The sequence below is a fragment of the Neokomagataea tanensis genome (assembly GCF_006542335.1).
GTDB classification, from domain to species: domain Bacteria; phylum Pseudomonadota; class Alphaproteobacteria; order Acetobacterales; family Acetobacteraceae; genus Gluconobacter; species Gluconobacter tanensis.
In genome coordinates this window covers 157,501-169,336 of sequence record NZ_CP032485.1, presented here as the reverse complement: position 1 = coordinate 169,336, position 11,836 = coordinate 157,501, and the positions used below count along the sequence as shown (strand labels likewise).

At 54.9% G+C, this 11,836-nt stretch carries 15 protein-coding genes and 1 other RNA gene (1 of these 16 cut by a window edge); 7 read left to right on the top strand and 9 right to left on the bottom strand.

Annotated features, from left to right (window positions below; all coding sequences use genetic code 11):
- Positions 1-2: 2 nt before the first annotated feature.
- From lepA to D5366_RS00775, 7 genes are all read right to left on the bottom strand, one after another.
- Positions 3-1,805, bottom strand: coding sequence for a translation elongation factor 4 (lepA, locus tag D5366_RS00805; RefSeq protein ID WP_141491878.1), 1,803 nt, complete (start codon positions 1,803-1,805; stop codon positions 3-5).
- Positions 1,806-2,001: 196 nt separating this feature from the next.
- Complete coding sequence (locus D5366_RS00800; protein ID WP_141491877.1) at positions 2,002-3,003, bottom strand: peptidoglycan -binding protein; 1,002 nt, start codon at positions 3,001-3,003, stop codon at positions 2,002-2,004.
- A gap of 5 nt (positions 3,004-3,008) precedes the next feature.
- Positions 3,009-4,139, bottom strand: coding sequence for a flagellar motor protein MotA (locus D5366_RS00795; protein WP_141491876.1), 1,131 nt, complete (start codon positions 4,137-4,139; stop codon positions 3,009-3,011).
- On the bottom strand, positions 4,136-4,876 hold the full coding sequence (locus tag D5366_RS00790) for an OmpA family protein (RefSeq protein WP_141491875.1): 741 nt from the start codon (positions 4,874-4,876) through the stop codon (positions 4,136-4,138). Before D5366_RS00790 ends, D5366_RS00795 begins: the two co-directional genes overlap by 4 nt.
- A 108-nt stretch (positions 4,877-4,984) precedes the next feature.
- Positions 4,985-5,818 carry an inositol monophosphatase family protein gene (locus D5366_RS00785; RefSeq protein ID WP_141491874.1) on the bottom strand — a complete coding sequence of 278 codons (834 nt, stop codon included), beginning with the start codon at positions 5,816-5,818 and terminating at the stop codon, positions 4,985-4,987.
- Between the two features lie 34 nt (positions 5,819-5,852).
- Positions 5,853-6,419 (bottom strand): elongation factor P, encoded by a 567-nt coding sequence (gene efp / locus D5366_RS00780; RefSeq protein WP_141491873.1) that lies wholly within the window; start codon positions 6,417-6,419, stop codon positions 5,853-5,855.
- Between the two features lie 125 nt (positions 6,420-6,544).
- Positions 6,545-7,618, bottom strand: a complete 1,074-nt coding sequence (locus D5366_RS00775) for a lysine-2,3-aminomutase-like protein (RefSeq protein WP_141491872.1) — start codon at positions 7,616-7,618, stop codon at positions 6,545-6,547.
- Positions 7,619-7,714: 96 nt separating this feature from the next.
- Here D5366_RS00775 and epmA point away from each other — a divergent pair, with 96 nt between their 5' ends.
- The 3 genes from epmA to D5366_RS00760 all read left to right on the top strand — a co-directional run bounded on the left by epmA (position 7,715) and on the right by D5366_RS00760 (position 9,989).
- On the top strand, positions 7,715-8,710 hold the full coding sequence (gene epmA, locus D5366_RS00770) for an EF-P lysine aminoacylase EpmA (protein WP_141491871.1): 996 nt from the start codon (positions 7,715-7,717) through the stop codon (positions 8,708-8,710).
- Positions 8,711-8,808: 98 nt separating this feature from the next.
- Complete coding sequence (locus tag D5366_RS00765) at positions 8,809-9,246, top strand: hypothetical protein (protein WP_141491870.1); 438 nt, start codon at positions 8,809-8,811, stop codon at positions 9,244-9,246.
- Positions 9,247-9,293: 47 nt separating this feature from the next.
- Positions 9,294-9,989 carry a fasciclin domain-containing protein gene (locus tag D5366_RS00760; protein WP_170211023.1) on the top strand — a complete coding sequence of 232 codons (696 nt, stop codon included), beginning with the start codon at positions 9,294-9,296 and terminating at the stop codon, positions 9,987-9,989.
- Positions 9,990-10,000: 11 nt separating this feature from the next.
- Here D5366_RS00760 and D5366_RS00755 read toward each other — a convergent pair whose 3' ends face one another.
- Positions 10,001-10,582, bottom strand: coding sequence for a thiamine phosphate synthase (locus D5366_RS00755; protein WP_141491868.1), 582 nt, complete (start codon positions 10,580-10,582; stop codon positions 10,001-10,003).
- Positions 10,583-10,598: 16 nt separating this feature from the next.
- The gene (locus D5366_RS00750; RefSeq protein WP_141491867.1) at positions 10,599-10,979 is read right to left on the bottom strand and encodes a hypothetical protein; all 381 of its coding nucleotides are present in this window, start codon (positions 10,977-10,979) and stop codon (positions 10,599-10,601) included.
- Between the two features lie 71 nt (positions 10,980-11,050).
- Here D5366_RS00750 and D5366_RS00745 point away from each other — a divergent pair, with 71 nt between their 5' ends.
- The 4 genes from D5366_RS00745 to D5366_RS00730 form a co-directional block, all read left to right on the top strand.
- Entirely contained in the window at positions 11,051-11,269 is a 219-nt protein-coding gene (locus D5366_RS00745) for a hypothetical protein (RefSeq protein WP_141491866.1), read from the top strand.
- Positions 11,270-11,611: a cell division protein ZapA gene (locus tag D5366_RS00740; protein ID WP_141491865.1), complete on the top strand. Its 342-nt coding sequence runs from the start codon at positions 11,270-11,272 to the stop codon at positions 11,609-11,611.
- 50 nt (positions 11,612-11,661) lie between these two features.
- Positions 11,662-11,819: non-coding RNA, 6S RNA (ssrS, locus tag D5366_RS00735), on the top strand.
- On the top strand, positions 11,806-11,836 hold the 5' end (the start) of the coding sequence (locus D5366_RS00730) for a 5-formyltetrahydrofolate cyclo-ligase (RefSeq protein WP_141491864.1). It continues 542 nt past the right edge of the window; 31 of the gene's 573 nt are visible here — the first part of the coding sequence; it begins with the start codon at positions 11,806-11,808; the stop codon falls past the right edge of the window. Before ssrS ends, D5366_RS00730 begins: the two co-directional genes overlap by 14 nt.

Genomic DNA, 11,836 nt, shown 5'->3' with positions numbered 1-11,836 from the left:
CGTTAGTCCATTTTCAAGGCTGCAAGGAATGCGCTTTGCGGGATTTCGACTTTGCCAAACTGGCGCATACGCTTTTTGCCCTCTTTTTGTTTGTCGAGCAATTTGCGCTTACGCGAAATATCACCACCATAGCACTTTGCAGTCACGTCTTTTGACAGCGCGCCGATTGTTTCACGGGCGATGACTTTGGACCCGATAGCCGCTTGGATAGCGATTTTGAAAAGCTGCTTTGGGATCAGGTCTTTTAGTTTGGTGCAGATTGAGCGGCCGCGGGATTCTGCAACAGTGCGGTGCGCTACGAATGCCAGAGCGTCAACGGGTTCGTGATTGACGAGGATGGAGATGCGGACGAGGTCGCTTTCCTCATAATTATCGACCTGATAGTCGAATGAGGCGTAGCCGCGCGTCAGGGATTTTAGACGATCGTAGAAATCGAACACCACTTCGTTCAGTGGGAGGCGGTAAACAGCCATGGCGCGATTGCCAACATAGGTGAGGTCAAGCTGGATACCGCGACGTTCTGAGCAAAGCGTAAGCACCGCTCCGAGGTATTCATCTTGCACCAAGATAGTCGCTTTAATCCACGGCTCTTCAATTTTAGCGATCTGCGCGATATCGGGCATGTCCGCTGGATTGTGGAGCTCGGCTTCGTCACCATTCGTGAGTGTCATTTTATAAACGACGGAAGGTGCCGTAGCGATGAGGTCCAGATTGAACTCACGCGAGAGGCGCTCTTGAATAATTTCCAGATGCAGCAAACCGAGGAAGCCGCAACGGAACCCGAAGCCGAGTGCTGCTGAGCTTTCCGCCTCAAAGTGGAATGATGCGTCGTTCAGGCGCAGTTTGCCAAGGCTTTCACGGAGCTTGTCGAAATCATCGGCATCGATCGGGAACAGGCCGCACCACACAACTGGGATGGAGGGTTTAAAGCCTGCGAGTGCTTTTTCAGCCGGGCGGCGGTCAAGCGTGACGGTATCACCAACAGCGACATCGGCAACGGTTTTGATGGCCGCGTTAATGTAGCCCATTTCGCCCGGGCCGAGTTCGGCGACGTTGGTCATTTTCGGTAGGAATACACCGACTTGGTCAACGTGATAGGTTGAGCCCGCTTGCATCATGCGGATGCGGTCACCCTTACGAACAACGCCGTTCACGACACGAATCAGGATGATCACACCGAGATAAGGGTCGTACCAGCTATCGACCAAAAGCGCTTGCAATGGGGCGTCTCGGTCGCCCGCTGGGGCAGGGAGGCGCTGGACAAGGGCTTCCAGGACGCCTTCAATATTGATGCCGGTTTTGGCGCTGATTTCGACAGCGTCGTCAGCGGGGATCCCCACCACTTCTTCGATCTGTGCGCGTACGCGCTCCGGCTCAGCAGCGGGTAAGTCAATTTTGTTAAGGACCGGTACGATTTCGTGGTTTGCGTCAATCGCCTGATAAACATTGGCGAGCGTTTGAGCCTCAACGCCTTGGGATGCGTCAACAACCAGCAAAGATCCTTCGCATGCGGCAAGCGAGCGGCTTACTTCGTAAGCGAAGTCCACATGGCCCGGAGTGTCCATGAGGTTCAGGGTATAGATTTTACCGTCTTTAGCCGGGTAGGTCAGGCGAACGGTTTGTGCCTTGATGGTAATGCCGCGTTCTTGCTCCAGCTCCATCGAATCGAGGACCTGCGCCTTCATTTCGCGCTCGGTCAGGGCACCACAAGCTTGGATGAGACGATCAGCCAGCGTGGACTTCCCATGGTCGATATGGGCGATGATGGAGAAATTGCGGATAAGGGAGAGAGGGGTGTCGGTCATACGGCATACATAGAACAGAACGCGCCGGGAGGAAATCTCAACCTTGCAGAACTTACCTATGAAATCAGGGGCGAATGAGAGCCGTGCTTGTGGGGTGCCTTGGCAGGGTATCTAGACCGGTTTAACAGGATAAAAAGCTGTTGCAGAACGGGAAGTGTAAGGCGGAACCTTTGAGTTGGGCTCCGCCGTTGCTGTTTTAACGATCCGTCAGGCGGAACTCGATACGGCGGTTACGCGCGTAAGCTGCTGTGGTGTCAGCCGAATCGAGTGGTTGGTAGTCCGAAAAGCCTGTTGCTGCGAGATGGTGCGGGTCTACGCCTTCGTTGATCAGGAGCTTCACAACGGTGATGGCGCGCTCTGAAGAGAGTTCCCAGTTGCTTGGAAATGCACTGTGAATGGGCTGACGGTCCGCATGACCGTCCACGCGGAGGATCCACGGCAAATCTGTAGGGATGGTCGAAGCGACCTGCTTGAATGTATGCGCCAGCGTGACGATTTCTTTCCGGCCCGCAGGAGTTAAATCTGCGCTGCCCTGTGGAAATAGAATTTCAGACTGGAAAACAAAGCGGTCACCGACGACGTTGACGCCTTTTTGATCTTTTAGAAGATCGCGCAGACGGCCAAAGAACTCAGAGCGGTAGCGTTTCAGCTGGTTGACTTTGTCAGCCAAGGCGACGTTGAGGCGGTTTCCCAAATCTTTGATTTGGTCGTCTTTGCTTGTGCTGTTTTTCTTTTCTAGGTCCAAAGCGCTGCTGATGGCTTGGAGTTGGCGCGTCAGCTCATCAATTTGCGCCTGTAACTCGGTAATTTTGCTGGTTTGTGCTTTGGATGATGTGTCAGCCGCAGCAATCGCTTGGTCTCGGTCGTGCAGTTGACCAGAAAGCGCCGCGAGTTGAGTGGAAAGCGTGGCCAGTTGGGCCTCGTTGTGCTCTTTTTCTGACCCGAGGCTGGCGACGGTTGCGTTAAGCGAGCGGTTTTTATCTTCCGTCATGGAGAGCATATGGGACAGCTCAGCCAGTTGCTTTTGCAGGGCGTCAAGAGTGTGCTCACGCCGTGTTAGGGACACAGACAAAAACTGTTGCCCCACGACGAAGACGAGCAAAACAAAAGTGACAACCATAAGCAGCGTGGACAGGGCGTCCACGTAGCCGGGCCATGCGTCGAGAGCGTTATGTGAACTGCGCTTGCGGCGTGCCATAGTGTTTAATCCTGACGTACGCTAGTGCCAGAAGATGCGGCAATTGTACGCGCCAAGATGCGCAAATCGTTACGGAGTTCGCCAGTTGTTTGGAGGCGACCTTGTTTGAGGTCTTCTCCCATTCGGGCAAGTTGCCCTTCAATGCGTTCAAGCGGCGCGTTGTGCTCGGTCCCGTGCAGTTTTTGAAGGTAGCTGCCAAGTTCTGCCTGAGTTTCAGCTGTCCGTGTCATGATTTGTTGGTTGGCACGTAGGAGTTCTGTCATGCCGCGCAGGCGCTCTTGCAGGCCGTCCAGCAACTCGAGTTCACGGACGCGGCCTTCTTCGCCGCGAGAAACGGCGTTTTGCAGGGTTTCAAGGTTTTCGGCTGTTTGCTCGAGCAATGCTTGAACGTAAGTGGGGATTGGAGCGCCGTCGTTTTCGGTAACAGCATTGCCGCCGCTACCAACGCGGGTCAGGCCAGCCAGCCATTCTTCAAGTTCGTTAAAAAAGCGAGACTGTGCCTGTCCGGCTGTTAAGTCCAAAAAGCCAAGAACAAGCGCGCATGCAAGTCCGAACATTGAAGCAGAGAAGGCCGTGGACATGCCACCTAGCGGAGCGGCAAGGCCCGTTTTGAGCTGGCCAAACATCGCATCAAGGTCTCCGCTTCCGGCAGACATACCTGAGATGACGGAAGCAATAGAGCTTACCGTTAGCAAGAGGCCGTAAAATGTACCGAGTAGCCCAAGAAAAATTGGAAGCTGCGTGACGTAGCGTGAAATTTCGCGGCTTTCATCCAAGCGCGAGGAGAGGCTGTCGAGCATCGCTTGGGTCGCGTGCGTCGAGAGGCTCAGCTTATCGCTACGGCTGCGCGAAGCCAACATGCTCGCCATTGGCGCGAGAAGGCGAGGAGGATTAGGGGCGGTCAAGCCTGCGCGGGATTGGCGCAGCATTTCAACCCAGCTGACTTCGGGCATGAGGCGTTGGACGACGCGCAAATTCCACAAAATACCAAGAACAAGCACGCCCAAGATTACGGAGATCAGCTTTGGATTCCCCTGAAAGGCATGTGTCAGGGTCGGTGCCATAGAGGCAGCTAGAGCGATGACGGCCAGCAGGAAAAGGCCCATGCGAAGAAGAAAAGTTGTGGGGCGTGTCACGGGGTCTGTGTCCTTGTTTCGGACGCTTTCAGGTCCGGTGTTGAATGGGGTTCTGTTAAAATATCCAGGCGGTCAGCTGGGGCGGTGTCCGTCTGGTCTGGGCGGCCAAGTGCGCGAGGGTAAATGCGTGTTGAGGCTACTCCATGGCTTACCAGAATGGAACGAATGGCAAGCGCGCGGGCCAGAGCGATACGTCGGGGCATTGAAATATCGTCGCCGGGGAGGGTCGCATAGCTGAGGAGAAGAATGCGTTTTTCAGGTGTATTTTTTTGGCGATCTGCGAATGCCGCTACCTCGGAGAGTGTCTGGGCGTTGAGGTCAGCGGAGTTATTGTCAAAGAGCACGCGCAGGTCGCCCTCTTGTAGAGGTGCGGTGCTCGTTTTGGCATTTGGGTTCGGTGTTACCGCATCTGCTGCCACTGCGGGGTGGAGGGGGATGTCCCCGAAAGGGGGAGGCAAGACCACGGGAGGAGGTGGAGCGGCGGGAACGCCGGGAATAGAGGTGTGTGAAGGTGCCGTGTGATGGGACGTAGAGGGTGGCGCGGGATTATTTTCGGCGCGCACTGCCTGTGCATGGGAAGCCGCAGCGTGGGTCGGTGGGGCTTTGGGGGCAGGTGGAGCAGTCTGCCCTTGGGGCAGATTGTCAAGATTCGCCGCGACTTGCGCTTTGGCGCAATGCGGAGAAAAAGCAGCCAAGGCGGCTGTAACGGCGAGGGAGGTTAGAATTGACCTGTTCATGCAGGACCAATCCTAACCGAGCCTATGGGGTGGCGGCAATGGCACAACGTACCGGATGTTCACATCGTGGACGTGACAATCCGTATTTTGCCGCCAGAGACGAAAAATTTAGGCTTCGTCTCTCGTCAGGGCTTCATGAACCAATTCTTTAAGTGGCGCATGCATGTTGGCGTTACCCGCAACGATGATCACGTCGTCCGGCAATTCGTTGAGATCAATCCCATCGGGGCCTGTGACGTGGCCGCCCGCTTCACGGACGATCAGTGCACCTGCTGCACAATCCCAGGGCTTGATGCCGAATTCCCAGTAGCCTTCGTAGCGGCCAGCAGCCACCCAGGCGAGGTCCAGAGCAGCAGCGCCGAAGCGACGAACGCCAGCAACTTTCGGCATTAATGCTGAAAGTACGCGTGCGAATGCCAAGCGGTTGCGTCCGCTAACCTTTGCGAATGGGATGCCTGTCGCAAAGAGAGCTTCGTTCAGGGTACGGCGTGCTGATACGCGGATGCGGCGCTCGTTTAGGAATGCGCCGACGCCTTTTTCTGCCCAGAACATCTCATTGGCTACAGGGTTATATACAACGCCTGCGACGAGTTCGATTGAACCGTCTTGGAGGCGGCGTTGGAGGCCAATGGAGATTGCCCAGTGGGGGATCCCGTGGAGGAAGTTCGATGTGCCGTCGAGCGGATCGACAACCCAACGCCACGTCCAGTTATCGCCGCCGGACTCGCCGCTTTCTTCCATGAGGAAAGCGTAGCCGGGGCGGGCGCGTGTGAGCTCTTCACGGATAATATTTTCGGCGCGCATATCGGCCTGAGAGACAAAGTCTCCCGGGCCTTTGATGCTGACTTGAAGCTGCTCAACTTCAGCAAAGTCACGTAGAAGGTGACGAGACGCCTTGTGGGCCGCATTTTGCATTACGGCCATATGCGCGGATAGACGCATGGATAGTGAACTCCTTAAGTTCCGTCAGGCGTGATCAGTCCTTGGCGCGCTCAACGTAAGAAGCATCTTCTGTACGTACAACGATGCGCTCACCAGCTTCGATAAAGGGTGGAACCAGAGTTTTAACGCCGTTTACGAGCAGCGCAGGCTTGTAGGATGAAGAAGCCGTTTGGCCTTTCACGACCGGGTCTGCTTCAGCGATTTCGAGCGTGACTTGTGGAGGAAGTGAAACGCCGACGGCATCGCCTTCAACCAGCTTTACGCTGAGTTCCATGTTGTCTTGCAGGAAAGGCAGTTGGTCGCCCAGAAGTTCGCTTGGCAGCATGACCTGCTCAAACGTTTCTGGGTCCATCAGCACGAGGTTTTCGCCATCCATGTAGGAGTAGGTGTAGTCTCTGTCTTCTGTCAGAAGACGCTCGACGGAGTCAGCGGTACGCCAGCGTTCATTGGTTTTGTTGCCGGTCTTGAGGTCGCGCATTTCGACCTGAATGAACGCGCCGCCTTTACCCGGTGTAATGATCTGTTGCTTAAGAACTGTCCAGCGGCGACCGTCATGCTCGATGACTTGGCCAGCGCGAATAAGGTTGGCTTGTTGTTTCATGTCTCTATCCTGTGCCTGAAGGCATTGCGTTTTTTGATAAAAAGCACGTTTATGAGCCGCTTCTAGCGCCGCTTAGGGGGGAACGGCAAGGCGGCAGGCTGTTTTTCCACGAATGATGTAGCGATTTAGGTGAAGTGATTCAGTTCACCACTCGGAGAACGAACGGTGTTGGGGGTGTTCGGTTCGAGATAATTGGGGCCAATGGGCACTTTGCCTTTGCCGCCCGGTATGTCGAGAACGTAGGTCGGCCATGCCAGTCCCGTAACGCGCCCCCTGAGCCGCGCCAGCAGAGCTTGCCCCTCTTCAATAGGGACGTGGAAGTGGGCCGTGCCGGGGGCGGAGTCGAGGTGGTGTAAATAATAAGGTTTGATGCGTGCGGTAACGAGAGCGCGTAAGAGTGCTTCAAGAGATTCTTCGGTATCGTTCACGCCGCGCAGCAAAACAGACTGTGAGAGTACGGGAATGGCCCGGGAGAGAATGTTTCGTATGCCAGCGCGTGCTTCTGGGGTGAGTTCACGCGCGTGATTGATGTGAGCCACTAACCACATGGCTCGGTCTGTTTCGAGCGCATCCAATAATTCGGGTGTTAGACGTGCGGGATCTGCCACCGGCACCCGCGAATGAATGCGGATCGTTTCCACATGTGGGATGGCCGAAAGTTCTGTAATTATGTGTTTGAGGCGGCGTGGGGAGAGCATGAGGGGGTCTCCCCCGGTCAGGATGATCTCCCGAATTTGTTGGTGATCTGCAATCCAGCTTAGGGCTCGTGTTAGATCCGCCTCGCTTAATAAACCACCATCCGGACCAACATGCTCTCGGCGGAAGCAGAAGCGGCAGTAGAGCGGACAAATTAGAAGCGGCTTGAGTAGGGCGCGGTCTTCGTAGCGATGCACAATTCCCGGAACGGGGGAGAGAGCATCATCTCCTATGGGGTCTATGTTCTCGTGAGGTAAGGTGATGGCCTCAAGTGCTGTAGGGATTACCTGACGCGCAATCGGGTCATCTGGATGGGTGATGAGGGCTTGGAATGCAGGTGGCACTGCCGTGGCGTAGCGCTCACTGACTTCGTGCAAGGTGGCGGCTTGGTTGGGCTCAATGAAACCTGCCGCAACGAGCTCAGGGGTATTGCGCAGGACGCGTGTGTGCGCTCCACCGGTTGTGGGGCTGGTTTTTAAAGTGTGTTTGACCCTATCGTGCATGCGATGGCTCTAGCCGCCAGAGGGGTGTGCCTGCAAGCGGTGAGGCGATGCAAACAAAGATGTTTGTAGGGTGCATATTATAAAAAAGGTAGCAAAATGCCGCTAAAAGTCTCTGATCAGCAACGTATCAAAGAGCGGTTGCCCCTTTTAAAGCGGCGTATGAGCATGGTTTCAGAGACTCGTCGCTTTTTCGAAGATAGAATGTATTTGGAGGTCGAAACGCCTTACGCGGTACCTGTGCCGGGGGAGGAGGTCCACCTGCACTGTTTTCGGACTATTTTGGAGCGGCCAGATGGCGGCGTGGAAGCGCGCTTTCTGCACACGAGTCCGGAATTCGCGATGAAGCGCATCGTGGCGGCTACGGATGAATCTATTTTTCAGCTAGCGCGCGTCTGGCGGAATGGTGAAGCAAGCAACACGCACCATCCTGAATTTACAATGCTCGAATGGTATCGTCCCGGTGCGGATTTGGCGTCGTTAATGGACGAAACTGAAGCTTATGTAAGAGCCTTGCTGCCTGACACGGTTTGGCGGGACGGGCGGCACATTCCTGTTCATGTCCCTTTTGAGCGTCTGACTATGCAGGAAGCTTTTCAGCGTTACGTTGGAGCGGATCTCCTCGCGACGGCTGGAGATGCGATGCTTTTGGCAGAGCAGGCCAGAGTGGTTTTGCGTGACGGAGAGACTTGGGAAGATCTTTTTTTCCGGTTGTTGCTGGATAAAATTGAGCCCTTTATCGGCCGGGACAAACCAACATTTCTGACGCATTGGCCTGTTGAACAGGCGGCCCTAGCAAAGCGGGACCCCATCGATCCAAGAGCCGCGTTACGCTTTGAATTGTATATTGGTGGCATCGAACTTGCGAATGCGTTTGAAGAATTAACCGACCCTGTGGAGCAAAGGGCTCGGTTTGAGGCTGACCGCAGACGTAGGATAGCGTTAACGCCGGAGCAGAATTGGCCGGTAGACGAAGACTTTTTGGCCGCGCTGCCGGATTTACCGTCTTGCTCTGGGATTGCGCTCGGTTTTGATCGTTTGGTGATGCTTGCGACTGGCGCGCCGTCACTGCGTGACATTTTGTGGTTAGGATAAGCTGGCGGTACTTTGCTAGGATTTAATCCGCACGCATTGCCATTCGCGTCTATAGTACCCATTGTGTCTATAGACGTATCTTGTCAGGGATTGGTTTTATGAAAGTAGCACCGCTTTTTGCCATTGCAGCTCTGCTCGGTCTTTCCGCATGCGAAGTTCCAAGCATGGAGCAGCGTAAAGTGCTGGATTCTATGATCGGTAAGAACGAAGTGGACGTGCTTCGACAGTTCGGCGTTCCTAACCGCAGCTTTCAAGCGGAAGGACATTCGTTCCTCGCCTATATACAAAACGCTACCGAGTACACGGGTGGCGGCGGCTGGGGTTGGGGCGGCTGGGGCGGTCCCGGTTGGGGTTACGGCGGCTGGGGCGGTCCGGGCCTTGGTTATGGCGGCTGGGGCGGCGGCTGGGGTGGCGCAGGTTGGGGCTACGGCGGTGGCGGCTTCCCCGGAACTGCTTACAGCGTGAGCTGCCAGACGACGTTTGAGCTTGTTACAGGCCGCGTAGTGGGATGGACAATGCGCGGGGAGGGTTGCTGAGCGTTCGTGATGATGTAAGGTCACGAATAAAGTGGTGTGGAGAAAGTATGACACATATCGTGCGCTCGGTTTTGTCGGTGGTTGCGTGCCTTTCATTGGCGGGTTGCCACGGTATGGGTCACCATCATCTGGTTCCTCCACATCCACAAGACAGCTTCCAGACGCGGAGCAGCGTCTCAGCGCAATCTATGCCTGATGCTTTGCCGCAGACACGGATGCCGAGCATAGATGGGCGGGCCGATAGCCCTGCTGCCTATCGTGCGCCTGCAATGCCATCATTCGCGGACCGTCCGCTTCAAGAAAACGTAGAGGCGTCCATAGAGCTGGCTGATTACGCTCAGGTGTTGCGCCAGACGGGTATCATGCCTTGGTTGAATGCCAACGGGCCGTACACTGTGTTTGCTTTCCCTAACGCTGCCTTAGAAAAAACGATTGGTCAGTGGCAGGGCGGCATCACGGCGTCTTACAACCAGTCACGGTTGCTTGAACTGGCGCAGTACTCTGTTGTGCCGGGCCGCTGGGACGAAGTGGCTCTAGGAAAAGCGTTGCGTCGAAGCAAGGCCGCAAGCCTGAGCCTTAAAACACTGTCTGGGCAGTGGATTTATATTCAACCAACCGTAGATGGTAGTTTCGTCGTCGGTAATGGCCGTGACCCCTCTGTTCGCGTATGGGGCAAGTCGTTTCCACAAGCGAATGGGGTTTTGTACTTTTTGCATGGTGTAGTGACCCCTAGAGGTCACTAAAGCGCGTTAACCTACTCAACCGATACTGCGGCAATGATGGGAAAAAGCAGGGCTGCATCTTTTCCGTCAAGATTGAGCCGGACATCTAGGAAATCCACGCCTGCGCTTTGGGCTGTTGAGGCCTCGCTGGACGTGGATACGCCTTCGGCTACGCCCGGAAGTTCTGCCACATTACTCCACCATTTCAGCAGTTCCGTCTCATTGTGTGGAAAGGCTACATAATCAGCGCCCTGTTCACCTGCCAGCATGGCTTCATCCCGTGTTTGGCACGATGTGCCTATTTGTAGTGTGTCGGGAAATTTTTTCCGCCAATGCGCTAAGTCATCGGCATTATTTACATGCAAACCGTCGATGGCGTTTAGAAGATGTGCAGGGCAGTCCCGTTTGCCATCTTCGAGGCCTAGTATGAGGGCTACGTCCTGTTGGTGGAGTTCTTTTACGAGTCGCGTCAGGCTGTGCTGAGACAGTTCTATCGTCGATGGTAGGCGAAAGGCCGTGACCTCAGCGTGTGCCAGTAAGGGCGGTAAGTGCTCAAGCAATGCGCAGCTCGATGTGGCGGAATTAACGCTGAGATAGAGTTCTGCAAAAGACATATTTTTTGTCCAAAGGTTACTCAGAAGTAAGGGAATGGGGCGCGGGACGTTCCGTCAGTACACGCTTTACGAACAGAGAGTTGGTTGCGAGTGCGGCGAGTTGTGCTGCTGGGGCGCGGCATATGACCCAACCGACGCCGAGATTTAAAGCATCTTGTGCCAGTGCTGCGGATGCACCGCAATCAAGGATTGAGTATTGGTAGTTTCCATCTGTGACGCTGAACCACCATTTAAGCCCAAATGCTGCTCCTGCGTGTTCTGGTGACAGCGCAATCCAGCGTGTTACGGCGTGATGAGCATGCCGCCTGTAATCATTTTGTGAAGAAATGACGTAAATTGGTACAAGCGGTAAGTGGGATACGCTTGACGTCGGGGGGGCTTCGGGGTTCTTCTGCATAATAGAGAAGACTATAAAGGGGTTCCGGCATTATCGGAACGGGCCCCATGCGGTGGGGAGCGCGCAAGGTTTTGAGCGAACAGCCGGACATGCAAAGCGAAAACAGTGCCATTGAGCGGATCGAGAGTGTTTTCGAACGTTTGGCAAGTCTCGTCAAAAAACAGGCGGAAGAGCGCGAGGCGCTTTTGCGGAAGTATGACGAGCAGCCCAATGTGCAGGAAATAGCAGCGAACATAGATGCGTTATGCATGAGAATCGAGACGGTTCTTGCACAGGCGGAGGATAAGTAAATGGGACAGGTTTCCATCCGTCTGAATGGTTATACGTATGGTGTTGGGTGTCGTGATGGTGAGGAACCCCATCTTTACGATATGGCGCAATCGGTTGAGGGCTGGGTTCAACGCGCGCGTTCTTTCGGCGGCGCGCCAAGCGAAGCAAAAACGCTTGTTATGGCTGCTTTGCTCATGGCTGACGAAATTCATGATTTACGCCGGGATATCCGTGCGTTGCAGAAAAAGGTTGAAAAAGCTGAGAAGCAGCCAGTTGATGCTGGTGCACAGACACGCAAAGAGCGTTTGCTCGCGCTGGCTGAAACAGCCGAGAGTTTTATGACGCAGGTAGAAAACAGCTAGTTTTGCTTTTTAGGCGTTGAAACTCTGAAGCAGGCGGCTCATATAGACCTCAGGAGCTGCCTGGTTCGTCAGGCGAATCAACCCCCGGGCCGATAAGCATTCCTTAGGGAACTGGCTCTGTCGTGGCCCTGGTCACGTTAACCGGTGCCCACCTGCACTTGCAGGTCTAGGAGGGCTGAAATAGGCCAACGGCTATGGCGGCTCCACATCTCTTATCCGTTGATT